This window comes from Acinetobacter indicus CIP 110367 (assembly GCF_000488255.1).
Lineage (GTDB): Bacteria > Pseudomonadota > Gammaproteobacteria > Pseudomonadales > Moraxellaceae > Acinetobacter > Acinetobacter indicus.
Map to the genome: position 1 here is coordinate 1 of NZ_KI530758.1, position 24,280 is coordinate 24,280.

At 39.6% G+C, this 24,280-nt stretch carries 22 protein-coding genes and 4 pseudogenes; 15 read left to right on the forward strand and 11 right to left on the reverse strand.

The genetic code is table 11. The features are described 5' to 3' along the window. Nucleotides 1–1,214, forward strand: a 1,214-nt coding sequence (locus P253_RS13745) for a DASS family sodium-coupled anion symporter (protein ID WP_016659750.1), incomplete at its 5' end; no start/stop codon positions are given. Nucleotides 1,215–1,339: 125 nt separating this feature from the next. Here the strand turns inward: P253_RS13745 and istB are convergent. Together istB and istA are read right to left on the reverse strand one after the other, a co-directional pair. Then, the gene (gene istB, locus P253_RS13750) at nucleotides 1,340–2,113 is read right to left on the reverse strand and encodes an IS21-like element ISAba8 family helper ATPase IstB (RefSeq protein ID WP_016659751.1); all 774 of its coding nucleotides are present in this window, start codon (nucleotides 2,111–2,113) and stop codon (nucleotides 1,340–1,342) included. Next, nucleotides 2,113–3,132 carry an IS21-like element ISAba8 family transposase gene (gene istA / locus P253_RS13755; RefSeq protein ID WP_016659752.1) on the reverse strand — a complete coding sequence of 340 codons (1,020 nt, stop codon included), beginning with the start codon at nucleotides 3,130–3,132 and terminating at the stop codon, nucleotides 2,113–2,115. Before istA ends, istB begins: the two co-directional genes overlap by 1 nt. Nucleotides 3,133–3,455: 323 nt before the next feature. Here istA and P253_RS15645 point away from each other — a divergent pair. The 5 genes and pseudogenes from P253_RS15645 to P253_RS13780 form a co-directional block, all read left to right on the forward strand. Then, nucleotides 3,456–3,800 (forward strand): annotated as a pseudogene (locus P253_RS15645) (IS6-like element IS1008 family transposase); the annotation flags it as partial. Nucleotides 3,801–3,871: 71 nt separating this feature from the next. After that, nucleotides 3,872–4,962, forward strand: a protein-coding gene (locus P253_RS15650; protein ID WP_085940648.1) for an IS4-like element ISAba1 family transposase whose coding sequence is annotated in 2 segments (ribosomal slippage) — nucleotides 3,872–4,412 and nucleotides 4,412–4,962 — 1,092 coding nt in all. Because the reading frame shifts where the segments join, the coding sequence is not laid out codon by codon here. An 18-nt stretch (nucleotides 4,963–4,980) separates the two neighbouring features. Continuing rightward, nucleotides 4,981–5,289: pseudogene (locus P253_RS13770) on the forward strand (IS6-like element IS1008 family transposase); the annotation flags it as partial. Between the two features lie 111 nt (nucleotides 5,290–5,400). Further along, nucleotides 5,401–5,880, forward strand: a pseudogene (locus tag P253_RS13775) (recombinase family protein); the annotation flags it as partial. Nucleotides 5,881–6,499: 619 nt separating this feature from the next. Next, nucleotides 6,500–7,114, forward strand: a complete 615-nt coding sequence (locus P253_RS13780; protein ID WP_016658850.1) for a thiol:disulfide interchange protein DsbA/DsbL — start codon at nucleotides 6,500–6,502, stop codon at nucleotides 7,112–7,114. A 76-nt stretch (nucleotides 7,115–7,190) separates the two neighbouring features. Here the strand turns inward: P253_RS13780 and P253_RS16080 are convergent. Further along, nucleotides 7,191–7,304: pseudogene (locus P253_RS16080) on the reverse strand (TetR family transcriptional regulator); the annotation flags it as partial. A gap of 70 nt (nucleotides 7,305–7,374) precedes the next feature. Here P253_RS16080 and P253_RS13785 point away from each other — a divergent pair. After that, nucleotides 7,375–8,307 (forward strand): IS5-like element ISAba12 family transposase, encoded by a 933-nt coding sequence (locus tag P253_RS13785; RefSeq protein ID WP_051127705.1) that lies wholly within the window; start codon nucleotides 7,375–7,377, stop codon nucleotides 8,305–8,307. A gap of 70 nt (nucleotides 8,308–8,377) precedes the next feature. Here the strand turns inward: P253_RS13785 and P253_RS13790 are convergent, their stop codons facing one another. From P253_RS13790 to P253_RS13805, 4 genes are all read right to left on the reverse strand, one after another. Continuing rightward, nucleotides 8,378–10,855: a heavy metal translocating P-type ATPase gene (locus P253_RS13790; protein ID WP_004281880.1), complete on the reverse strand. Its 2,478-nt coding sequence runs from the start codon at nucleotides 10,853–10,855 to the stop codon at nucleotides 8,378–8,380. A 178-nt stretch (nucleotides 10,856–11,033) separates the two neighbouring features. After that, a complete protein-coding gene (locus P253_RS13795) occupies nucleotides 11,034–11,228 on the reverse strand; it encodes a heavy-metal-associated domain-containing protein (RefSeq protein ID WP_004281879.1) in 195 nt (64 codons plus the stop codon). 469 nt (nucleotides 11,229–11,697) lie between these two features. Then, nucleotides 11,698–12,579, reverse strand: a complete 882-nt coding sequence (locus P253_RS13800) for a copper resistance D family protein (RefSeq protein WP_016658848.1) — start codon at nucleotides 12,577–12,579, stop codon at nucleotides 11,698–11,700. Nucleotides 12,580–12,643: 64 nt separating this feature from the next. Further along, nucleotides 12,644–13,024, reverse strand: a complete 381-nt coding sequence (locus tag P253_RS13805) for a copper resistance CopC family protein (protein ID WP_004681441.1) — start codon at nucleotides 13,022–13,024, stop codon at nucleotides 12,644–12,646. 351 nt (nucleotides 13,025–13,375) lie between these two features. Between P253_RS13805 and P253_RS13810 the strand changes: the two genes are divergently transcribed. Then, on the forward strand, nucleotides 13,376–13,618 hold the full coding sequence (locus P253_RS13810) for a DUF2789 family protein (RefSeq protein ID WP_004281876.1): 243 nt from the start codon (nucleotides 13,376–13,378) through the stop codon (nucleotides 13,616–13,618). 308 nt (nucleotides 13,619–13,926) lie between these two features. On the opposite strand, the gene P253_RS13815 is transcribed toward P253_RS13810, so the two are convergent. Further along, a complete protein-coding gene (locus P253_RS13815; protein WP_121533679.1) occupies nucleotides 13,927–14,493 on the reverse strand; it encodes an IS630 family transposase in 567 nt (188 codons plus the stop codon). Next, a complete protein-coding gene (locus tag P253_RS13820; RefSeq protein ID WP_004973749.1) occupies nucleotides 14,483–14,938 on the reverse strand; it encodes a helix-turn-helix domain-containing protein in 456 nt (151 codons plus the stop codon). Before P253_RS13820 ends, P253_RS13815 begins: the two co-directional genes overlap by 11 nt. A gap of 486 nt (nucleotides 14,939–15,424) precedes the next feature. Between P253_RS13820 and P253_RS13825 the strand changes: the two genes are divergently transcribed. From P253_RS13825 to P253_RS13845, 5 genes are read left to right on the forward strand one after another with little or no spacing between them, the layout of a single operon-like run. Continuing rightward, on the forward strand, nucleotides 15,425–15,856 hold the full coding sequence (locus P253_RS13825; protein ID WP_004681444.1) for a hypothetical protein: 432 nt from the start codon (nucleotides 15,425–15,427) through the stop codon (nucleotides 15,854–15,856). Between the two features lie 28 nt (nucleotides 15,857–15,884). After that, nucleotides 15,885–16,157 (forward strand): DUF2933 domain-containing protein, encoded by a 273-nt coding sequence (locus tag P253_RS13830; RefSeq protein ID WP_016658847.1) that lies wholly within the window; start codon nucleotides 15,885–15,887, stop codon nucleotides 16,155–16,157. Next, a complete protein-coding gene (locus tag P253_RS13835; protein WP_016658846.1) occupies nucleotides 16,154–16,804 on the forward strand; it encodes a methyltransferase family protein in 651 nt (216 codons plus the stop codon). Before P253_RS13830 ends, P253_RS13835 begins: the two co-directional genes overlap by 4 nt. 11 nt (nucleotides 16,805–16,815) lie before the next feature. After that, nucleotides 16,816–19,191: a heavy metal translocating P-type ATPase gene (locus tag P253_RS13840; protein WP_016658845.1), complete on the forward strand. Its 2,376-nt coding sequence runs from the start codon at nucleotides 16,816–16,818 to the stop codon at nucleotides 19,189–19,191. Continuing rightward, the gene (locus P253_RS13845; RefSeq protein ID WP_016658844.1) at nucleotides 19,188–20,471 is read left to right on the forward strand and encodes an MgtC/SapB family protein; all 1,284 of its coding nucleotides are present in this window, start codon (nucleotides 19,188–19,190) and stop codon (nucleotides 20,469–20,471) included. The genes P253_RS13840 and P253_RS13845 overlap by 4 nt, the downstream gene beginning before the upstream one ends. Before the next feature lie 47 nt (nucleotides 20,472–20,518). On the opposite strand, the gene P253_RS13850 is transcribed toward P253_RS13845, so the two are convergent. Then, entirely contained in the window at nucleotides 20,519–21,910 is a 1,392-nt protein-coding gene (locus P253_RS13850) for a heavy metal sensor histidine kinase (protein ID WP_016658843.1), read from the reverse strand. Next, nucleotides 21,903–22,583 carry a heavy metal response regulator transcription factor gene (locus tag P253_RS13855; RefSeq protein WP_004663993.1) on the reverse strand — a complete coding sequence of 227 codons (681 nt, stop codon included), beginning with the start codon at nucleotides 22,581–22,583 and terminating at the stop codon, nucleotides 21,903–21,905. Before P253_RS13855 ends, P253_RS13850 begins: the two co-directional genes overlap by 8 nt. A 148-nt stretch (nucleotides 22,584–22,731) precedes the next feature. Here P253_RS13855 and P253_RS13860 point away from each other — a divergent pair, with 148 nt between their 5' ends. After that, nucleotides 22,732–23,028: a hypothetical protein gene (locus P253_RS13860; RefSeq protein ID WP_005021637.1), complete on the forward strand. Its 297-nt coding sequence runs from the start codon at nucleotides 22,732–22,734 to the stop codon at nucleotides 23,026–23,028. 89 nt (nucleotides 23,029–23,117) lie between these two features. Continuing rightward, on the forward strand, nucleotides 23,118–24,280 hold a 1,163-nt coding region (locus P253_RS16025; RefSeq protein ID WP_023274432.1), incomplete at its 3' end, for a multicopper oxidase domain-containing protein.

Consider the following 24,280-nt stretch of genomic DNA (forward strand, 5'->3'; position numbering starts at 1 on the left):
ACTTTTTAAAGGGAACATCATCGACTCAAATCTCTATTTGCAACAGTGCCATTTCAAAAGGGTTACAAAAAACAGGGCTAGGTGCACGACTAGGTTATTACTTTATTGCAGTTTGGGGTAAAAGAACCATTGGTATTGGCTATAGCCTTGCATTATCTGAACTCATTCTTGCACCTGTTACCCCAAGTAATACAGCACGTGGAGGCGGAATTATTCACCCTATCGTGCGCTCGATTGCAACGAGTTTTGACTCAGATCCAGAAAAAGGCACTGAAGGTAAAATTGGTAAATATCTTGCTTTGGTCAATTACCATTCAAATCCTATTACTTCTGCCATGTTTATTACGGCTACTGCACCCAACCCTTTAGTCGTTGAACTCATTGCGAAAGCGACCAATAGTCAAATCCATTTGAGTTGGACCACATGGGCATTAGCAATGGTTTTACCAGGTGTTGTTGCATTAGCATTTATGCCGATTGCGCTTTACTTTATGTACCCACCTGAAATTAAAAAAACACCAAATGCTGCACAATTTGCCAAAGACCGTTTACAAGAAATGGGTCCCATTACCTTACATGAAATGATTATGTTGGCTGTATTTGGAATTTTATTATTACTCTGGGCAGGTATTCCTGCCATGTTGTTGGGTGATATGTGGACTTTAGACCCAACTACAACCGCGTTTATTGGTTTATCACTCCTTCTGCTTACAGGAGTTTTAACTTGGGATGATGTCTTAACTCAAAAGAGTGCATGGGATACAGTAACTTGGTTTGCTGCATTGGTCATGATGGCGACCTTTTTAAATAAGCTCGGCTTAATCGCTTGGTTTTCTGGTGTTTTACAAACTAGCATTGGACAGCTTGGCTTAACGTGGGTTCCTGCTTCCATGCTTTTACTATTTGCTTATATGTACGCTCACTATATTTTTGCCAGTACTACTGCACATATTACCGCTATGTTTTCAGCATTCTACATTGCAGGTATCGCACTAGGTGCTCCTCCAATGTTCTTTGCACTGATTATGGCAGCAGCATCAAGCATTATGATGACGCTGACTCATTATGCGACAGGTACATCCCCTATTATTTATGGTTCAGGTTATACAACGCTTGGTGAATGGTGGAAAGCTGGTTTTGCTATGAGCATTATCAATATAGCTATTTTTATTGTATTGGGCGGACTTTGGTGGAAGATGCTGGGCTATTGGTAATTTAATATCTATAACAAAATTAAAATTTTATAAGTATAGTTATATCTATACTGTCAACGGCATTCTAAAATTGACCCCTTTTACCTTACAAATGGCAAAGTAAAATTGACCCCTTTGATCTCGTATTAAGTTTCAACCTGGGGCTGAATCCCAATTCTTTTTTTACCCTTCAAACGATAACTCTCACCCGATATTTGTACCACATGACAGTGATGTAATAGCCGATCTAACATCGCAGCGGTCAACGTGACATCATCCGCAAATGACTTAGACCATTGGCTAAAGGGTAAGTTACTCGTCAATATCGTACTGCCTTTTTCATAACGCTTGGCAATCACGTTAAAGAACAGATTCGCTTCTTCACGTCCAAACGGTAAATAACCAATTTCATCGATAATCAGTAACTTTGGTCCCAGTACCGCACGCTGCATATAGGTTTTCAATTTACCTTGCTGATAGGCTGTACTCAGTTGCAGCATTAAATCCGCTGCAGTAATGAACTTGATCTTAATGTTGTTCATGATGGCCTTATAGCCTAATGCCATAGATAAGTGCGTTTTTCCTACTCCGCTAGCCCCCAGAAACACCACATTTTCTGCTCTAGCAATAAAGCTCAGATTGAACAGTTCAATCACCTGTGATTTAGGGGCCCCTAGGGCATAATTAAAATCATAGTCTTCCAGGGTTTTGACTTGAGGCAGGCCTGAGAGTTTCATCAGTACCTGCTGACTGCGCTGTTGCCTGACAGCATATTCATGCGTCAAGATCGCTTCAACAAAGTCGGCATAACTTCCATCCTGACCTAATGTTTGTTGTGCATGATGTGACCATTGTGATGCGATGGCAGGCAGATTGAGCTTTTGGCAAAGCTGCTCTATACGGTCGTATTGCAGATTCATCAGGAAACTCCCAGCAACTGGTCATATACAGATAAGGGATGCTGCAAACTCTCGTAGGGCATGACATGCTGTGCTGCTGCAACAGGTACAGTGCTGGAACCTGTATCTGATTGCGGTAATGGCGTAAATTTTTGCTGCTCCTGTTGTAGTCGAACAGCCGGTTTTTCTTGCGTGGTGGCATGAATCCGCTGATTGGCGGTTTCATGCAGCCACCGGCCAATGTGGGCATTGGCGACATCAACATCTAACAGTAAACCCGAAGTCTTCAGGCTTGCTTTCAATGGCACAATAAAGCTTGATTTGAGGTATCCATTAAAGCGTTCAACTTTGCCTTTGGTCTGTGCACGGTAGGGCTTACATACGCGAGGACGAAAGCTGTACTTCTTGGCGCAGTCGAGCAGTTTGGGGTTCCATTTATGCTGCCCCTCCTGATAGGCATCCCGTTCAATCATGATCGTTTTAGCGTTATCAAACAGGATTTCCTGAGGTACTCCTGCAAAGAACTGAAATGCATTTTCTAGACCATCGATCCATGCATCCGTACGTTCATGATCATAAAATTTCACGAAAGTCGCTCTGGAATACCCTAATGTTGCGACAAAGGCTTTTAAAGTCGTGTTGTTGCGTCGAATCGTGGTGAAATCCACCTGCATTTGTTGGCCAGGTTGGGTTTCAAAACGAATGATCGGTTCCGGTTTGGCAACTGGTTTTAATGTTGCAAGATATTCCCTCAAGATCCTGATCTTTCCTGGATATCCCAACCCTAAAATTTCCTGGTAGAGCACGACAGCAGGAATCCATTCAGGATGAGCTGCGTTTACACGTTGGAGTAAATAGGGTTTATATGGGTCAAGGATACTTATTCTAGGCTGTATACGCTGATACTGAGGTGTGGTGTTTTGCCGTAAATATTTACGTACGGTATTTCTGGACACCCCCAGTTCACGAGTAATGGCTTTAATAGATTTACCTTGTTGATGAAGTATTTGGATTGTCACTGCTTGCTCCAAAGTTAACATGTTGAGCAGTCCAAAATGACCGCTATATTAACCAAGGGGGTCAGTTTTTAAATGCCATTAGGGGGTCATTTTTACACTGCCGCTAACACTATACAACCTGCCCCCTGAATAAGGGGGCTTTTTAATATCTGTCCATTACAGAAACTTCGTTATAATTTTACTCACTGAATAAAAATATATTTGATTAATTAGACTCGATGTCATAGACCCAATTATGCGCTTGCTTATCTGTTGTTGTTTCACAGACATAGTAGTCATGAGGCACTGTTGCAAATAGGCTGACATGATAAGCTAAATATCTTATTTATTTCGAGATACAGCAGATGAATCCCTTCCACGGTCGGCACTTTCAAGGTGAAATCATTCTTTGGGCTGTTCGTTGGTATTGTAAATATGGCATCAGCTATCGTGAACTTCAAGAAATGCTCGCTGAACGAGGCATAAATGTGGATCACAGTACAATTTATCGTTGGGTTCAGCGTTATGCTCCAGAAATGGAAAAACGGTTACGCTGGTATTGGCGTAATCCTACAGATTTACATTCATGGCATATGGATGAGACTTATATCAAAGTGAAGGGGCGATGGACTTACCTGTATCGTGCAGTTGATCAACGGGGTCATACGATTGACTTTTACCTTTCCGCTAGACGGAACAGTAAATCAGCCCTCTGTACACGACAAAAATAGATAACTCATTGAAATAATGTCACAATAATTGTTTTCTAACGACGAATACTATGACACATCTCAATGAGTTATATCTTATCTTAAACAAATCTCTAAAATGGAACAAGTCACATTTAAAGTGCTTTGCGCTCATCATGCTTGTGATTATTTTAAAGCAAACATGTAATCTTTCTTCTGCATCTAAAGCCTTGCCCATCAAGTGTTTACCACAATCATTTTATCGACGTATGCAGCGCTTCTTTGCAGGTCAGTATTTTGATTATCGTCAAATTTCTCAGTTGATTTTCAATATGTTTTCATTCGACCAAGTGCAACTGACTTTAGATAGAACCAATTGGAAATGGGGAAAACGAAATATTAATATCCTGATGCTCGCAATCGTTTATCGTGGAATAGCGATACCTATCCTTTGGACATTGCTTAATAAACGTGGAAATTCAGATACGAAAGAGCGTATTGCTTTGATTCAACGCTTTATAGCCATTTTTGGTAAAGACCGTATTGTGAATGTGTTCGCAGACAGAGAGTTTATCGGTGAGCAGTGGTTTACATGGTTAATTGAACAAGACATCAACTTCTGCATTCGTGTTAAAAAAACTTCATTGTCACCAATCATTTAGGAAAGAATCATAAAATTAGTGATTTATTTCGCCATCTTAAAGTTGGTCAAATTGAATGTCGTAAACGACGGATTTTGGTTGGTCGGGTGAAACTATATATAAGTGCACTACAGTTAGAAAATGGAGAGCTTTTACTCGTCGTTTCTCCTCAGTTTAATGCCAATGCTATTCAGGATTATGCATTACGCTGGGAAATTGAAACCTTATTCAGTTGTCTCAAAGGACGCGGGTTTAATCTTGAAAATACGCGCTTGACAGACCCTAGACGAGTGAAAAAATTGATTGCGGTGTTAGCTATAAGCTTCTGTTGGTGTTACTTAACGGGTGAATGGCAACATAATCAAAAAAAAGCGATAAAAATAAAGAAGCATGGACGACTCTCAATGAGTTTATTTCGCTATGGTTTAGACTATGTTCAAATGGCGATTCAGCGTTTAATTGGTTTTGGGAAAAAAGAAGAGTTTAAGGAAATTTTGGCAATTTTAAGAAAGCAGAATCCTGATAGGATAAGGGTTCTGTGAAATTTGTCGTGTACAGAGAAATCAGCCTATAGTTTTCTAGGAAAGATCTTCAATACGGTGAAAAAATGGCAAATTCCACGGGTCATCAATACAGATAAAGCAGCGACCTATGGCCATGCTTTATCACGATTAAAGCGAGAAGGAAAATGTCCAGTAGATATTGAGCACAGGCAGATTAAGTATAAAAATAATGTCATTGAATGTGATCATGGTAAGTTAAAGCGAATCATCAGGGCCACATTAGGATTCAAATCTATGAAGACTGCTTATGCCACAATTAAAGGTATTGAAGTCATGCGTGCACTACGTAAAGGACAAGCATCGTAATTTTATTATGGTCAGCCTCAGGGTGAAGTGTGTCTAATCAACAGGGTTTTCGGTCTCTAAGCACTTTTTAAAGGGAACATCATCGACTCAAATCTCTATTTGCAACAGTGCCTTTTTGTTGACCGTGCTTCAGGTAAAAATACCGACCGACCGAAATTTCAGGAAATGTTGAATTATGTCCGGGAAGGAGACCGGGTGATAGTACATTCCATGGATCGTTTTGCGCGAAGCTTAAAAGATTTGGTGACTGAAGTGGATAAACTGGTCAAACGAGGGATTGCCATCCAGTTTGTAAAAGAAAATATTACTTTTACGGCCCAATCCACCCCGATGGATAATTTGATGCTGCAACTGATGGGTGCTTTTGCACAGTTTGAACGTGAGATCATTTTAGAGCGGCAAAAGGAAGGAATTAAACTTGCCTCTTCTCAAGGGAAGTACAAAGGCCGGGTACATAAATTGAAACCTGATCAGGCTGAAGCTTTGCGACAAGACTGGAAGGAAGGGAAGTACCCTTCAAAAATGGCATTAGGCCAGGCATTTGGAATTAGTCGCCAAGCGGTATATCGGTATTTAAAAGCCGGGAAATAACTCAATTGAAATTGGCGACTATATTTAGTTTAGCTTATGAAAATCGTGAAACGTTGATTAAATAATAAGTGCAGAAAGCAAAGAGTTACTAATTTTATACAATATAAGTTTTTGATTTATAATTAATTAACTCGATTGCAATCTAGCTTTTTCAGCAACGATTTATCTTTTTTAAAATAGTATTAATTTATTTTTTTGAGAACAAACCTTAACAAAATTACAAGTTTGTAATTTTGTTGTCATTCTGATGTATATATTTACTCATTATTATAAGTAAAGATTTTTTTGCTCAGTTCTATGTTGTAAATTCCAGCAATTATCATAGCCACGCGGCTGTTACTGAAGAGAATAGTAAGAAGTTAATATTTGCTGTAGGTTTGACCACTACTTTTTAATCGTAGAAATTATAACCGTTTTTATTACTCAAAGTTTAACTTTTGTGATTGTCTAAAAACACATAGCGGTCGAATGGCCATATTAACTGACTTAAAATCAGTCGCATACTTTAATGTAGCGGTTCTGATAGCACAAAAGTTCGCAGCATGAAAACGGAACCGGCATAATTGATTTATAGTGAACCCATACACTAAGCATAATGATTTAGAGGACGATAATCCCAATGAAAAAATTCCTTTTAGGAGCTGTTGCCGCATCTGTTTTGGCCTTTTCAGGTAGTGCTATGGCCAATTTTGTGGCAGGTCAGGACTATCAGGTGGTCGCAAAACCAGTCAAAGTCGAAAAACCGGGCAAAATTGAGGTACGTGAATTCTTCTGGTATGGCTGTGGTCACTGTTTCGCGCTTGAACCACATATGCAGGGCTGGTTGAAAAAATTACCAAAAGATGTACGTTTTGTACGTACACCTGCTGCAATGAACCCGCTTTGGGAACAGGCTGCACGTGCTTATTATGTTTCAGAAGCCCTGGGTGTGCGTCAAAAAGCACATTTACAGTTATTCCATGATATTCATGACAAGCAGCGTCCAATTTTAGAACAGGCACAATTGGCCAAGTTCTATACCCGTTATGGTATTTCTGAAGAGAAATTTAACACGACTTATAAATCTTTCCCGATCACTTCGAAAATTGCCCAAGCCAAAAATCTGGCTGCTCAGTATCAGTTAAGTGGTGTTCCGGCAGTGACCGTGAATGGTAAATATATTGTGCAGGGTAATGATGCCAAAGTCATTCAGGTGGTGAATTACCTGATCGAGAAAGAGCGTAAAGCCAAATAAGACGCGATTGATTATCTCTAAAAAAAACCTGCATCGAATCTGCAGGTTTTTTTATTTAAACTGGAGGAATGGTTATTTACGTCCTGACTGCCGGATCTGGTGTTTCTATCGGCGGGCGATACCAGTGTAAAATTCCTCGGAATAAGAGCTGCATCTGCAACACGCTTTGCGCTTTAAAGGCATGGGATTGAATATGAATCGTGGATGGCTTTGTTGCACAAACCTATCTGTAAAGGGTTTTTCAGCGATATAATTTTCAAATGAAGAAGCCTGCACACAAAATCTACCGCACAACCAATTGGCCCGCATATAACCGAGCACTCATGAGTCGCGGAAATATTGCCATTTGGTTTGATCCTGCTACGCAATGGTATGCGCCATCAAAAGGCAAACAAGGGCGAAATCAAACCTACTCCGACGCAGCCATCCAATGCTGCTTAATGATTAAATCCTTATTCCGTCTGTCTTTACGTATGGTCACTGGCTTTGTGCAAAGTCTGATTAAACTTTGCGGATTAAATTGGATAGCTCCAGATTACACCACGCTTTGTAGAAGACAAAAGCATATTGATATTGTAATCAGCTACCAAAAAAGTAGTGATGGGCTGCATCTACTCATGGACTCTACAGGCATGAAGTTTCTAAGTGAGGGCGAATGGAAACGCAAGAAACATGGACCTGAATATCGTCGCCAATGGCGTAAACTTCATATTGGTATAGATGCTAAAACCCTACAAATACGAGCAGTTCTGCTTACAACCAATAATGTCAGTGATTCACAGGTGCTTGGTGATTTACTTAATCAGATTCCACAAGATGAGCAGATTAACTCTGTTTATACCGATGGAGCTTATGACACCAAGCAATGCCGTCAGGTCATTGCAGATCGGCAAGCGCATGCGGTGATTCCACCTAGAAAAAATGCGAAACCATGGAAAGATACAAAGAGTAGCTCGCTAGAGCGAAATGAATTACTTCGAGCAATTAAACGTTTAGGCAGGACACTATGGAAAAAATGGTCAGGCTATCATCGGCGAAGTTTGGTTGAAACTAAGATGCATTGCATCAAATTATTAGGAGATAAACTCAGTGCAAGGAGTTTTGATAGCCAAGTCAATGAGATCCATGCACGTGTGGCAGTCCTTAACAGATTTACGGAATTAGGTCGACCACTTACCCAAGTTACGCCTTAAATTTGGCTCAATTAGGGGCGCTTTGCATTTCAAATCTTTGTGCAACAAAGCCAATGTATATAAAAAATGGTTAAATAATTGCAAGGGGGGCTTTAAAACGTTTTAATCGTAAAGCATTTCCTAGTACAAATATTGACGAGAGAGCCATTGCACCAGCAGCAAATACAGGAGAAAGTAGCAGTCCAAATTGCGGATAAAGTACACCTGCTGCAATAGGAATCAGAGCTGCATTGTAAACAAATGCCCAAAATAAATTTTCACGAATATTGGTTATAGTCGCTTTGCTTAAAGCGATAGCATTCGGCACTCCTTTCAGGTTGCCAGACATCAAAACCACATCAGCAGCTTCAATAGCTACGTCTGTACCTGTACCTATCGCTAAACCAATATCTGCTTCTGCAAGTGCAGGGGCATCATTAATGCCATCTCCAACATATGCGAGTTTACCATATTGATTTTTTAATTTTTTAACGGCCTCTATTTTACCTTCTGGTAAGACTTCTGCAATAACCTCATCAATACCTAGTTTTTTTGCAATCGCTTGAGCTGTATGACGGTTATCACCTGTAATCATGGCAACCTTTAAACCTAACTGATGTAACGCTTCAATTGCAGCAAATGTTGATTCTTTAATTGGATCTGCTACAGCAATAATGGCAGCAAGTTTCTGGTCAATCGCAACATAGAGAGGGGTTTTTCCTTCTTCTCCCAAACGATCCGAAAATTGAGAAAAAACATTAGGATTCAAACCTAGTTTTTCCATATATCGATCTGCACCAATATGAACCAAATGTTCAGACACCGTTGCTTCTATTCCATAGCCCGTGACTGACTTGAAATCAGCAACAGGAGACAGGATTAATTCCTTATCTATAGCGGCTTGTACAATTGCTCGAGCAATAGGATGCTCAGACTTTGATTCAACGGCTGCCATAAGTGAAAGTACGGCATTGTATTCAAACCCTTCTAAGACATGCAGATCGGTTAAAATTGGTTTCCCTTCAGTCAGGGTCCCTGTTTTATCAACAGCAACCACTTTAGTTTCTTTGAGCAGCTGCAAAGCTTCCCCTTTACGGAATAAAACACCCATTTCAGCACCACGCCCAGTTCCCACCATGATTGATGTAGGCGTTGCAAGTCCCATTGCACAAGGACATGCAATAATGAGTACCGCAACTGCATTAACTAAGCTAAACGTTAGGGCGGGCTCAGGGCCGAAGATAAACCAAGTAATAAAAGTTAAAAGAGAGAGACCCATTACTACAGGTACAAACCACATGGTAATTTTATCAACCAATGCCTGAATAGGCAGCTTGGAACCCTGTGCCTGTTCAACCATTCGGATGATTTGAGAAAGCACTGATGAACTACCAACAGAGGTGGCTTTGATATTTAAGCTGCCACTTTGGTTAATTGTTCCTCCTACCACAGTAGAGCCTATCGTTTTTTCAACGGGCATAGGCTCGCCAGTAATCATGGATTCATCAATAAAACTTTGGCCGTGAATAACTTCACCATCGACAGGGATACGCTCGCCTGGTCTAATCTCTACAATCGTTCCTGTTTGAACTTCGGCAATCGGAACTTCTATCACCTGATTATTGAGCTGTATTCTGGCAACTTTAGGCTGCATTCCAACTAGATGTTGAATTGCTAAAGACGTTCGGCCTTTTGCCTTGGCTTCAAAAAATCTACCTAATAGAATTAAAGTGATAATAACCGCTGCAGCTTCATAATAAACATTGACCGTGCCTTGTGGCAGGACACTTGGAAAGAAAGTAGCAACCACTGAATAAAGATAAGCAGCCAATGTTCCTACAGCCACCAAGGAATTCATGTCTGGTGCTAAGCGGAATAAACTTGGGATGCCCTTTTTAAAGAAGCGTCGGCCTGGAAAAATTAATGCTACTGTGGTCAAGAAAAATTGCATTAACCAGCTATTTTGTTGGCCAATGTTATCCATCATAAACGTATGAAAGGCGGGAATCAGGTGTGATCCCATTTCTAAAATAAAAACGGGTAGAGTCAATAAGACTGACAAAATTAAATCTTTTTTAAGTTTTTCTAATTCAATATTTTTTTTATCTTGAAAGCTTTCCGTAGTTTGATGAACTGACTTTGCTTCAAACCCTGCTTTGGTGACAGCCTGAATTAACGAGTCACGAGTGACAGATGAGCTTGCCTGAATAGTCGCTTTTTCAGTAGCCAGATTTACATGAGCTGATTCCACACCCTCAACAGATTTTAAGGCCTTTTCTACTCGACCTACACAAGAAGCACATGACATACCCTCAATCGTAAGCTCTATTGGTTGCAGCGCTTCCACTTCGTAGCCTGCTTTTTCTACGGCTTTAATTAAAGTAGCGCGATCAAGTGGTTGATGCGCATAAATGACTGCTTTTTCGGTAGCCAGATTTACATGAGCCGATTCAACACCCTCAACAGATTTTAAAGCTTTTTCCACCCGGCCTACACAAGAAGCACATGTCATCCCCTCAATCTCTAATGTTTCACTGTAGTGTGGCGTATCAGTCATTTCGGTACTCATATACGATCTCTATCATTTAGATATGCTGAGTTCTATATGCGAAGATCAGCTCGAACCAAGATTAGGGGGAATTCAGGGATTACTTTTATTTCAAGCAAGTACAGGTTTTATCTGTACGATGAGGAAAATAAGAGAGAGTAAAAGTGGTAAGGAATTCCCACTGTTACTCTAACAGAGATTAAGCAGGATCAGCTGTAAATCCACGCTCACTGAGAGTGGCAATGACTTGATCCTGACTCACCGTTGTGTTGATTTCAACAATACGGTTTTGTAAATCAATATCGAGTGAGGCATTCGAGTCGAGCTCTTTAATTGCGGTAGTAATGCCGCGTGCACAACCACCACAAGTCATATTAGCGATGTGAAATTTCATATGTTGCTCCTTTTTAACAAAACATTTGTTTAAAACATTAGAACAGTAACTCTAAACTTTCACCATACAAGCAGCCTTTTTCTGAATCAGTTACTCGCTGTAACTTGGTCTGTTTACAACCTTACAGTTTTCTTCAGAGTATTCCAAAGAAGAGTGTTCTAATGACTACAGTAAAAGTACTTAACCAACATTAATGTGACTTTAAAATGACATTTTTGTAATCTACGTTCACTCTGAAATTTATAAGATTAGTTATTTCAATCAATGGTAGTGAACTGAATAGATGAGACCGTTATGGGTTGAAGATAAGCTAAAAACCGGTGACTACCTTTATGTATAATGCCTCATGATGCGATTTTACTGTTCTGATTGTCGTAAGTTGGCAGTCCAGTAGAAACTTTATTGCTCAGCTACAAAAGATAAATGCAGTAATGTTAAATTTCCTCAATTCCCTTATTTTGAAATTCTCTTATTCAATACCCACGACAGTGGTTATATAGCCTGTTGTTAATAGAATTGATAGACCTAATAAGATCTCAAATAAAATGGCATGACTAAGGTGTTTAGCGAATTTAGGATGTTGAAGACGCGGGGTGAAATACCATTTGTTGAAGGCAGCTAAAAGTAGAATACCTATAACAAAAAACATTTTAACCATGAAACCATAGCCATATGCAGTATTGATTAAGGTATTAAAATCTTTAATTAAAAGAAGAGCTACACTAGCGCCACAGGCGATTAATATCCCAACAATGAAAGCAGCAATACGTCCAAATACATGCATGCGATCTTTTAAAGGTAAACCACTTATTTCCCGGCTGGTTTTCCATAACGGATATAAAGACCCCATCCATAACGACATAACTAGAATATGGATTGATAATAAAATTTGAGCAAGTAAGGTTAAATTAGCGACATGTCCGAGCTGGGAAAAACTAAAAATAATCGGGAGAAGTAAAACACAAAATATTGAACTTTCAATTATAGAAAAATGACCTTTGTTCCTGTTAAGTTTAACCACCATGAGAAGAAGTAAAAGAGCAAAACTAATAGAACGAAGAACGTATATATACCCCGTCGGAGTATTAACCAATATATTAATATACGTGGGGTCCACCATACCTGTAATACCAGTATTGGCAAAACTACCAATCAGAATAAAAAATCCCAAGGTACTGGAAATTAGGCCTAATCCAGCGCCAATTGTAATATATTTAAGAATCGATTCTTTTAGTTCAAGATATTGTCTAAGTAAAAAATAGCAAAAGGCTCCACCAACGACAAAAGCTACACTTAAATATAAAATAACCTTAGTTAACCAAGTGGCCCACATCCAATATTCAGAAATCATTATTTTTGTCCATTCTAGAACAACATGCCAGCACCTCACTGACATGTTGAAAGGTAATCAATTCTTATTTAGTTGATTTGATAGTGAAACTATATTCACCATTCATGTTGTGACCATCTTTCCCCATTGTTGTCCAGACAACGGTATATTTACCTTTTTTCAGTTTCGGAAGAGCGACATCAAAGGATTTCTTTAAGTCATGAGTAACTTTATATTTTAAAGGAACATCTCTTCGCTGAGCATCCAGTAACTTAATATTCATCAACATAACCTCTGCACCAAAGTTAAGGGTCAAGTTCTTTGGTTGACTAAGGATAGATGCATTTTCCGCAGGAATCGCACTCACTAAACTCACATGAGCGAACGTAGTTGTAGTAGCCACAATCATCGTTGCAGCTACTACAACATTACGTAGAGCAGTCATTTTATTTTGAAATAATTTCATTTACGTTTCCTCTTGATTCGTTAGTTCATTAGAGATGACTTTATAAAATCTATATTTAATGAGACCACATCATCTCCTCTTATATTTCAATTATTAGTGAGAGACAGAAACAGAGCGATGACTTCAAAATTACATTTTTGTCATTTTTAAAATTTAAAATCTTTAACTATTAAAATAATCTTATTGAAAAATAATGATCATTTAACAAACAAATTATGTAGGTGGTTGATTTATGAAATGTAGTAATCATTTTGTCTAAGAAAATAGTAGCTATTTAATTTTTTATATTTTATTTTAAATATAAACATGTTATGTTTAATTTGATCTAATATAAATTTGTGGGCTAAGCACATGACTCAAACACGTCCAAGAATGACCAAATTATTTGAACAGCTTGGTTTAGCTTCTACTGAAGAAGCAATTGCAAAATTCATAGAGAGCCATCAGCTAGCTGGAGATGTTTTTTTAACACAAGCAATTTTTTGGACTGATGCTCAACGTCATTTTTTAGAAGAAAAACTACACTCTGATGGTGAATGGACGACAGTGATTGATCAATTAAATGAGTCTTTACATGAAAATTCAGTAAAATAATTTTCCGTTAGTATTAAGGATCTACATTCTTCCCTGCATTGAATACAACTCATTCATACAGTAGTACTGTTTTGGAGATGGAATCTCTATTATATAAGTAGTAGATTCCTTACTCTGAAATTTGGATTATAAACCCTAATATTAAAAATAATCTTCTTTACCTTCTATCGGCTTTGTTGCATAAATATGTAAGCATCTGATTTAAATAAATTTAATTTTGGATCAAAAAATAATCAAAACTTCTAAAATCATATAGTTATGAAATCTTTGTGCAACAAAGCCCCTTCTATCTAATAAATAAGCTGTCATTAAAAAGTAAACATGTATTCTTTTCCGAATTGGTTTGATACTCTCTCCACCCATTGCTCTATTTTATCAGCTGTCATGACTTGAAAATCTCGCCAATAATATTTCATCTGCTTCCATACCATCTCGATTCGATTTAACTCAGGGCTATAAGCTGGAATAAAATACAAATTCGTCGAAAAGTTACTTTTAAGTAGCTCTCTGTAATCAGCCATCTTTTTACTTCTATGAATCGAGGCATTATCAACAATAAGAACCAATGGAAGGTTATAAGTCTGTTTTACTTGTTGAGCTATTCCAGTTAAATAGGCATAAAACCAAGTGCTTGTAACTGACTCTTGTAAACAACTTGTCACCAGTTTCCCCGTTGAAAGCAAACACCCCATGACATTAACTCGTTTTAATCTTATTGCATCAACCGCATGAACATCACCTATCTTTGTCCATGCATAGCGGTTATCAGGTGTAGATGAAAACCCTGTTTCATCAACATAACCTAATATAATTTCACCACGTGCCGCTTGCTCTCGTAATTTTTCAATCTGCTGTGTTGCTTGTTCAAATGCAATCGGATCTCTTTTTTTTCAAGCTATGACGGGTACGCTTGAAGACCATACCTGAATCACGTAAAAACTTACGAATGGTTTCAACAGACACGGACACTTCGTATTCTTCATGTAGTTTGACTCGGATTTGTTCTGCATTGAGTGGACTTGTATTGACCCAATCTAGGATTTTCGCCTGATAGTCTGAGATCAATGTATTGGGCCGACCTGAGCGATGACCTTCTTTAATCGATTCAAACTCATACAATTCCCAACGTCGGCGTTGTAGCCTTATGGTTTCTGGGATACGTTCTTGTAGAGTGGCAACTTCCGCAACACTTTTACCTTCAGAAAGCCAGAGAATAGTTTGGGCACGTTGTCTTTCACGCCAATGTTTTGCATGCTTGGCCAGAAAAATGAGTCGTTCTCGCTGTTCTAAACTAAGTGGTACAGAAACAATTCGAGGCATGTGTGAACATCTGTTAACTAAAAAAACTTTTTCGCATGATTAGTTATTTTTGTCAACTTATACCAATAAGTTTAATAATTAAATTATCCACCCTTTTTTCTATAAAAAACTATTTTGATCAACTGTATTTTTTCTTTAAAGGAATAACAGTGTAAATTACATTAAGAATGTGTCTCTAACTAGCCTTGGAGTCATCTAATCATTTCATTTTTATTTTTTTAAGCACATAAAATCATAACAACTTTAATAGTTTTAAAAGATTAATATTAAATAAAATTTTTGTCATCTCAGCATAGACTATATATTTCGAGAAGATCTCAAAATTACATTTTTGTCATTTTCAAAAAATAATTAATTAATAGTGCTAAAATTTTTAAGAGAGGCAGAGAATAACCAAATATTTCATCAGTTTAGTAGTCAAATTCCTAGACTCTGTTCAGTACTAAAACATAGCTTTTACTTCCAAATTATTTAAAGGAAAAAATTATGATGAAATTCAAAAACATTTTTTTGGGCTTATGTATCGCAGCCGCGTCATTGAATACATTTGCACAGCAATCCGATGAACACAAAGATCACCACCCTGAAAAAACAGCACCATCTGCAGTAACAATTAAGCAAACAGTTACCAGCACCACTGCTACAGATAAAATGGCTGCAATGGACCAGCACATGAAAGCAATGCAAGCCATGCATGCAAAGATGATGGCTGCAAAAAACCCTCAAGAACGTCAAAAACTTATGGCTGAGCACATGAAACTCATGCAAGGAGGTATGAGCATGATGAAACAGATGAGCGGCCAAAGCATGAATGCAAATATGGCTGACCGTCAGCAAATGATGGAAAAACGTATGGACATGATGCAATCCATGATGCAGATGATGATGGACTGTATGCCTCCCTCCACAACTAAATAATTACCCATGAATTAGAGAGGGAAGCACCATGAACCATCAACCTCAAGAACATAATTCAGTACCTAACTTTTGGTCTACACGTTATGCCATCGGCCTATTCGTGATTGGTGGTGTGGCAGCCTATTTTCTCTTAACCGAGCATTTGGCCCATGTCGTTGGTGTTTTACCCTTTTTACTCCTTTTAGCATGCCCACTCATGCATATTTTTATGCATGGTGGTCATGGACATCACCATCATCAACATAAAAATCCAGACACATCAGATAATAAAAAATCACGCGAACCAGGAGACCCCTCATGAATCATGCGGAATCGGCCTATGGTCTGTGGTGGCTCGTCATCATAAATTCGGCAATTTTCATTATGTTTGCCTTCAGTTTTTTTAAACCCGCCACAGCACGAGACTGGCGTACTTTTAGCGCTTTCTCTGCTTTCATCATTGCATTGTTTGTCGAGATGTATGGTTTCCCTTTAACCATTTACCTGTTGTCAGGCTGGCTACAAACTCGCTTTCCTGAACTTGATTTGCTGTCGCATAACTCAGGTCACTTATGGTCAACGCTACTGGGTGAAAAGGGTGATCCACATTTTGGCATTCTGCACATCGCGAGTTATATTTTTTTGGGCTATGGTTTCTATTTACTATCAAAAGCATGGCAGGTGTTGTACCACGCACAACGTCATCACCAATTGGCAGTAAGCGGACCCTATGCGCGCATACGCCACCCGCAATACGTAGCTTTTGTAATGATCTTGCTGGGTTTTTTATTGCAATGGCCAACTTTACTGACACTGATTATGTTTCCGATCTTACTGATTATGTATGGGCGCCTAGCAATCACGGAAGAGGCTGAGATGAGTAAACAGTTTGGTACTGTCTATGACAGCTATGCTCAACAGACTCCAAGATTTATTCCAAAATTCGGCCATAAAACCACTTTACCATAAGAGAATTATTTATGTCAGATCAAAAAAATCATAACCAGGACCATATGGCACAGGCTACAACAGACGTACTGAAAGACCCAGTCTGTGGTATGACCGTCACTGAAGAATCGAAATACCATGAGGAATTTAAGGGGAAAACTTACTTTTTTTGCAGTGATAAATGTCAATCAAAGTTTCATAGCAGCCCGGTGCAATATATCGCTAAACCCGCAACGACGACTGCCGATGCACATACACAGCATCATCAGACTGTTCAACACGTTAATGCGGCAAGCACAACAGGTACGACCATCTATACATGCCCAATGCATCCAGAAATCAGGCAAGATCATCCTGGAAACTGTCCTAAATGCGGAATGACACTGGAGCCACTCATTCCTGAATTAGAGGAAGATGAGAATCCGGAGTTACGTGATTTCCGCCGACGCTTCTGGTGGACACTGCCATTGACCATCATCGTGACTTTTTTGGCGATGTTTGGTCATCAAATGAACCTGTTCAATATGGCTGTTCAGAGCTGGATTGAACTGGTGTTGTCACTCCCAATTGTACTTTGGGCAGGTTGGCCATTTTTTTCCCGGGGTTGGCAATCGGTTGTGAATCGCAGCCCGAACATGTGGACGCTGATTGGTTTGGGCACTGGAGCTGCATTTATTTATAGTGTGGTCGCAACCATTGCACCGCAAATCTTCCCAGACTCATTTATTTCCATGGGTCGTGTCGCTGTTTACTTTGAAGCTTCAGCGGTCATCATTTCATTGACCCTACTGGGACAAATATTGGAGTTAAAAGCACGTTCGCAAACTTCTGCTGCAATTAAGTCACTCCTTGGGCTCGCTCCTAAAACAGCTCGCCGAATCCTGCCTGATGGAACTGAAGAAGATGTTCCTCTAACGCATGTCCATGTAGGAGATTTACTCAGAATTCGCCCAGGTGAAAAAGTGCCTGTGGATGGTGTAATCACTGAAGGAAGTAGTTCAGTGGATGAATCGATGCTGACAGGTGAACCTTTACCTATCACTAAACGTATCGGCGATAAAGTCATTGGAGCTACCCTGAATACCAATGGTTCATTGATCATGCGTTCAGAGAAAATTGGTTCAAGTACCATGTTATCCCAGATCGTACAGATGGTGGCGCAAGCTCAACGATCGAGAGCACCAATGCAACGTATGGCTGATCAGGTAGCAGGTTGGTTCGTCATGGCTGTAGTGATCATTGCCTTGCTTACCTTCTTTGTATGGGGACTATTCGGCCCAGAAGAATCAAGCTGGGTTTATGCATTAATCAATGCTGTGGCAGTACTCATTATTGCCTGTCCTTGTGCACTAGGCTTGGCAACTCCAATGTCTATCATGGTTGCGACGGGTAAAGGTGCTACTCATGGTGTGCTGTTCCGTGATGCAGCAGCCATTGAGAATCTACGCAAGATTGACACACTAATCATCGATAAAACAGGTACGTTAACTGAAGGACGCCCTGTATTCGATCGTGTAGTTGCCGCATCAGGTTTTGACGAATCTGAAGTATTACGTTTAGCCGCCAGTCTTGATCAAGGCAGTGAACACCCGCTAGCCGAAGCGATTGTAAACGCAGCACACGAACGTGGCCTGTCTCTTGAAACACCAGATAATTTTGAATCAGGCTCAGGGATTGGTGTTCGAGGTCAAGTGGGCGATCGTCAGTTAGCTTTGGGCAACACAGCACTGATGGAGCAATTAGGTATCTCGGTACAATCTCTGATTCCGCAAGCCGAAGAGCTGCGTTCAGAAGGTGCAAGTGTGATGCATCTAGCCATCAATGGTGAATTGGCCGGCCTGCTTGCAGTATCCGATCCCATCAAAAAAAGTACCCCTGAAGCACTTGCCACCCTGAAGGAAGCTGGACTACGTATCGTGATGGCAACAGGAGATGGTCTCACCACTGCCCGTTCAGTCGCATCACGTCTGGGTATTGATGAGGTACATGGTGAAGTTAAACCCGCAGATAAACTCGAACTTGTCAGCAAATTGCAGAAGCAAGGTCGCATCGTGGCAATGGCCGGCGATGGAATCAATGATGCACCAGCACTAGCCAAGGCTGATGTCGGTATCGCTATGGGGACCGGAACTGATGTCGCAATGAATAGTGCCCAAGTTACGCTGGTCAAGGGAGATTTACGAGGGATTGCTGTTGCCCGTTCACTTTCGGAAGCTACTGTCGGCAACATGAAACAGAACCTCATGTTTGCTTTCCTTTACAATGCTTTGGGTGTCCCTATCGCGGCTGGCGTACTATATCCATTTACCGGTTGGTTGTTGTCACCGATGATTGCCGCCTTGGCTATGAGTTTGAGTTCAGCTTCAGTCATCACGAATGCCCTTCGCCTGCGAAATAAAAAGTTATGATAGAGAGTTCTTTTCTTCCACCAGATGTACCAGGTCTTATTGCAGCACTTGCCATCGGCCTGCTCATTGGTTTAGAACGAGGATGGCACGATCGTGAATTGCCCGAGGGCAGCCGAGTAGCAGGCCTACGTACCTTCACATTGACAGGATTGCTCGGAGGAGTGCTCGGTCATTTACAACCAAACTTCGGGCCTTGGCCGCTGGTCGCGGCCGTATTAGGGCTTTCCTTATTATTAACAGTGTCCTACGCGCGTACCGCAAAACTTTCCGGTAATCTAAGCGCTACCACGACGATCGCGATGCTGTTGACATTAGTTTTAGGTGCATATGCATCCCATGGTAATGTTACTTTAGCATTAACCGCGGCTGTAATCGTCGCTGTATTTTTGGATCTCAAGCCAACCTTACACGGTTGGCTACGCTTGATAGAGCATCGTGAATTAACCGCATCCCTGCAGTTGCTGGTACTTTCTGTCGTTATATTACCCTACTTACCCAATACGGGTCTGGGACCTTTTGCTGCATTAAATCCTTACCAGTTATGGTGGGCAGTGATCCTGATTGCCGGACTCTCTCTGGCAGGTCATTTTGCCATGCGGCTTACCGGTTCAGAAAGAGGCATATTCTGGACAGGTCTATTGGGTGGTTTGGCATCTTCTACAGCTGCAACTGTCGCACTGGCACGCTATGCACGCCAGCACCCCGTCATGGTCAGTGCTGCTATTTCTGGAACATTGGCTGCCTGTGGCATCATGTTTTTTCGTATGGTTGTGCTGATAGGCGTCATTGAGCCAGCATTGCTAAGCACTTTTGGTGGTGCAATGATGATTGCGGGAATCCTTCTGCTGGGTATGGCATTGTGGAGACAACGCCAAATTACCAGCGCTGAAAACAACGATCGAACAATAGAAGCAATGGCTCCTTTTGATCTTGGGACAGCATTCAGCTTCGCTGCTTTCCTGGCTGTCATGGCAGTCTTGGTCCCGGCAGCAAAACAATGGTTGGGCACCAGCGGCATCTTCGTATTATCGACTATTTCTGGGCTAGCAGACGTAGATGCTATTTTAGTCTCACTTGCCCGCCTGCATAGTACTGAAGGCTTAACAACAAATGTGGCTGCTGCCGCGCTAGGGCTGGCCACACTGAGCAACATGTTAAGCAAAGCGACAATTGCATGGATGACAGGGGGGGCACAGTTTGGCCGAGCTATCATATTTGGCTACACAATTGCCATGATAGGTGCTGGCGTAGCTCTGGCTCTCAGTTTGAGCTTTATGTAAGGTCAACTCGGGTAAATGGAAGATGTTCAAAAAATGAGTTAAAATGATTACCCTTGCATGGATTCACTTTGAAAAACAATGGTAAAAATGATTCGACCATTGAGGGATTCAGCCTGGATGGTCGCCCCAAGCATATCAAGAATAGATTTTGTTATGGCAAGCCCTAAGCCGGTTCCTTCTTCTGTTCTTTGTCTAGACGCATCTGTTCGATAAAAACGATCAAATAATCTGGATAGTTGTTCAGGAGAGAGTTCAGGGCCTTCATTTTCAATTGAAAATATTGTGTTATCTAAATTCTGTTGAAGTTTTATCTGTATTGTAGAATTCTTTTTTCCATATTTAACTGCATTAGACAATAGATTGCTGAGTGCTCGACGTAACATAGCAGGATCACCTTTGACATTTCCAGATCCTGTTTGTTGAAGTGTCATATTTTTTTCGGCAGCTAGCGCATCATAGAAATCAAATAAGGCTGTAACTTCTTTAACCAGGTCAATATTCTGTAAGTTCTGTAAATTTAAGCCATGTTCTGCTTTTGCTAAGAAAAGCATATCGGACACCATTCGAGCCAAACGTTCAAATTCTTCTAAATTAGAAAATAGTACTTCTTGATAGATATTAATATCTCGGTTACGTGCAAGACATACTTGAGTTTGGGTCATTAAATTATTAATCGGTGTTCTAATTTCATGTGCTAAATCAGATGAAAAATCGGAAAGTTTTTCTAAAGCTGACTCTAGTCTGTCCAGCATAGCATTGAAGGCGATTGCCAATGATTTTAGTTCGGTTGGTGTATGCTCAACTTCTAAACGTTCTGAAAGATGTTGAGCAGAAATTCCTTCTGCGACCTTAGCCATTTTTTGCACTGGTCTTAAACCTCTCCAGGTTGCAAACCAACCTAAAAACATTAAACAAATTGTACCAGCCAAACCAATATACAAAAGTTGACGCTTAAAATCTTTTAGAAAATGTAGATGTTCTGATGTATCGATCCCAACAATAATTCGTACAGATTGTATTTCAGAATTTCTATTTATACCTGTAGTGTAGATCATGCCACGATAGGTCTTATTTTGAACTTGCCATTTAATCCATGAATTATTTGCTGACTTGATTAAATTTTGAGTATTAATGATTGAGGATGCTGAACTAAATAAAACTTTACCTGTCGGTCGTTCTATTTGGACCATAAGATCATGGTGTCCAACTAACGCATCTCTTAAATAAAGATTAAGTTCTGGAGAATTTTTAGGATGCTGTTGGAGAAGATTCTGAATAAGCTGGATTTTACCTTCTAATTGGGTACGGTCTTGAGTTTCAAAATGATGCATTACTAATTTATTTATGAACAAACCCATAATAATTAGAATGAAAATAGTAGATAATGAGAAAATGATACCGATCCGAAAACTGATCGCTCTGAATAAATTATTATTCATCCTCTACCTCTAGTACATACCCCATTCCTCGAATATTCTGAATTAATTTGGGAGTAAAGTTACTGTCAACTTTACTTCTTAATCGTTTAATAGCGACTTCAACGACATTCGTATCACTATCAAAGTTCATATCCCAAATTTGAGATGCAATAAGTGCTCTTGGTAGAATTTCACCTCTTCTACGCATAAAAAGCTCCATAAGCGCAAATTCTTTAGCCGTCAGATCAATGCGTTGACCTGCTCGTGTTACCCGACGTTTTCTCAAATCAAGTTCTAAATCAGCAATCTTAATAATATTATTATCTTCTCTTTGTTGCCCTCGTCTAAGGAGCGTTTTTATTCGAGCTAGAAGCTCTGCAAAAGCAAAAGGCTTAACTAAATAATCATCAGCGCCTAGCTCTAATCCTTTTACTCGATCTTCGATTTGATCTCGGGCGGTAAGAAAAAGAATGGGCATTGTTTTACCGCTGCTACGAATATCATTGATAATATTCCAACCATTTAGTCCAGGTAACATCACGTCTAAAATAATTAAGTCATACTCTTCAGAAAGAGCTTGATGTTTACCCGTTAACCCATCTGTAACCCAGTCCGTAATATAGCCAGCTTCGGATAAACCTTGCTTGAGATAATCACCAGTTTTTTGTTCATCTTCAACTAATAGTATTCTCATCTCAGAATCCTAAGTTATTCATTAAAACTATAATAACGTTATAAAACATCTGATCGAGATAGATTACAAAAATGTCATTTTCAAGTCACTTAGATGTTCAGTGCTTCACTTTATTGTAGTAGCAAGAAATTAACTTTTAGAGAAACTTATGAAAACTGTAGTGCGTCGTAGTCTAACAATTTTAATGTGTGCTGGAACTTTAATTGCTGGTACTCAATCTTGGGCAAAAGATGTATCAACCTCAAGTGCCACTAAAACGGTAAAAGCACAGGAACCTTGTACAAAACCTTGTAAAATGGAAAAAGATGACAAGACTCAGCAAGATCATAGTCAACATCAGTCTCCTAACTCATCTGACATGTCAAAAATGGATCATGCTATGATGAATATGGACCATTCTAAAATGGATCATTCAAAGATGAATATGCCTAGTAGCAATAAATAATTTTATAAATAGCGAGAAAGAAGTATTAAAGTTTATACTAAATATTTGCTTTATTACTTCAATCTTGACCTTTCTAAAGGTGAGATAGAATGTCAAATAAGTTAAGTCATGTACTCTTAATTGGAGTTGGTTTATTTTCATCAACTTGGGTAATGGCGGCAGTTAAAGAATATGATTTAACAATCGCTGAACAAACTGTAAATATCACAGGAAAACCAGTTGAGAGAATTACTGTAAATGGTAAATTCGTTGCACCACTTCTTGAATTTGAAGAAGGTGATGAGGCCGTTATCCGTGTTCACAATAAGTTAAAAAATCAGGACTCTTCAATCCATTGGCATGGCTTATTATTACCTGGAATTATGGATGGTGTACCTGGATTTAACAAATTTCATGGCATTGCCCCTAATACAACTTATGAATATAAGTTTAAAGTCCGCCAAAATGGTACTTATTGGTATCATTCACATAGTAAAGGACAAGAACAAGACGGTTTATATGGTGCTTTTGTTATTTATCCTAAAGATAAAACTCCACTAACAGCTGCTGAAAAAACCGATAAAGATTACGTTGTTTTGCTTTCTGATTTTCATAATTCAACAAGTGATCAAATTATGAAAAATCTTAAAAAAGAAGCAGATTACTATCAGAACCGTCGCGAAACAGTATTCGATGTATTAAAACAAGTTAAACGTGATGGATTAAAGGCAACTTGGCAAGACCGCTCTATGTGGAATCAGATGCGGATGTTGAAAACAGATATGTCCGATGTGACTGGTTATACATTTTTAATGAATGGCAAAACACCTCAGCAAAACTGGACCGGTAACTTCAAAGCTGGTGAAAAAGTTCGCCTTCGTTTTATTAATGCTTCCGCTATGTCATTCTTTGATGTACGCATTCCAAACCTAAAAATGACTGTAGTCAGTGCTGATGGTCAACCTGTAAAGCCGGTTCCTGTAGATGAGTTCCGTATTGGTACTGCTGAAACCTATGATGTCATTGTGGAACCAAAACAAGCACATTACCAAATTGAAGCTGAATCTATTGATCGTACCGGTTTTGCAGTGGGAACATTACATGAAGAAAGCAGTCCAGCAGTCAAACAAATTGAGATGCCTAAATCTCGCCCTCGTGCTTTATTAACTATGGAAGATATGGGGATGAGCCATGACATGTCATCTATGAAAGATATGAATCACGATATGTCTTCTATGAAAGGTATGGATCATGATATGTCTTCTATGAAAGG

Excerpts from the sequence above, each read along its gene's own strand:
- istB (WP_016659751.1), bottom strand. The coding sequence starts at position 2,113 with ATGAATCTGCAATACGACCGTATAGAGCAGCTTTGCCAAAAGCTCAAT.
- istA (WP_016659752.1), bottom strand. The coding sequence starts at position 3,132 with ATGTTAACTTTGGAGCAAGCAGTGACAATCCAAATACTTCATCAACAA.
- P253_RS13780 (WP_016658850.1), top strand. The coding sequence starts at position 6,500 with ATGAAAAAATTCCTTTTAGGAGCTGTTGCCGCATCTGTTTTGGCCTTT.
- P253_RS13785 (WP_051127705.1), top strand. The coding sequence starts at position 7,375 with ATGAAGAAGCCTGCACACAAAATCTACCGCACAACCAATTGGCCCGCA.
- P253_RS13790 (WP_004281880.1), bottom strand. The coding sequence starts at position 10,855 with ATGAGTACCGAAATGACTGATACGCCACACTACAGTGAAACATTAGAG.
- P253_RS13795 (WP_004281879.1), bottom strand. The coding sequence starts at position 11,228 with ATGAAATTTCACATCGCTAATATGACTTGTGGTGGTTGTGCACGCGGC.
- P253_RS13800 (WP_016658848.1), bottom strand. The coding sequence starts at position 12,579 with ATGATTTCTGAATATTGGATGTGGGCCACTTGGTTAACTAAGGTTATT.
- P253_RS13805 (WP_004681441.1), bottom strand. The coding sequence starts at position 13,024 with ATGAAATTATTTCAAAATAAAATGACTGCTCTACGTAATGTTGTAGTA.
- P253_RS13810 (WP_004281876.1), top strand. The coding sequence starts at position 13,376 with ATGACTCAAACACGTCCAAGAATGACCAAATTATTTGAACAGCTTGGT.
- P253_RS13820 (WP_004973749.1), bottom strand. The coding sequence starts at position 14,938 with ATGCCTCGAATTGTTTCTGTACCACTTAGTTTAGAACAGCGAGAACGA.
- P253_RS13825 (WP_004681444.1), top strand. The coding sequence starts at position 15,425 with ATGATGAAATTCAAAAACATTTTTTTGGGCTTATGTATCGCAGCCGCG.
- P253_RS13830 (WP_016658847.1), top strand. The coding sequence starts at position 15,885 with ATGAACCATCAACCTCAAGAACATAATTCAGTACCTAACTTTTGGTCT.
- P253_RS13835 (WP_016658846.1), top strand. The coding sequence starts at position 16,154 with ATGAATCATGCGGAATCGGCCTATGGTCTGTGGTGGCTCGTCATCATA.
- P253_RS13840 (WP_016658845.1), top strand. The coding sequence starts at position 16,816 with ATGTCAGATCAAAAAAATCATAACCAGGACCATATGGCACAGGCTACA.
- P253_RS13845 (WP_016658844.1), top strand. The coding sequence starts at position 19,188 with ATGATAGAGAGTTCTTTTCTTCCACCAGATGTACCAGGTCTTATTGCA.
- P253_RS13850 (WP_016658843.1), bottom strand. The coding sequence starts at position 21,910 with ATGAATAATAATTTATTCAGAGCGATCAGTTTTCGGATCGGTATCATT.
- P253_RS13855 (WP_004663993.1), bottom strand. The coding sequence starts at position 22,583 with ATGAGAATACTATTAGTTGAAGATGAACAAAAAACTGGTGATTATCTC.
- P253_RS13860 (WP_005021637.1), top strand. The coding sequence starts at position 22,732 with ATGAAAACTGTAGTGCGTCGTAGTCTAACAATTTTAATGTGTGCTGGA.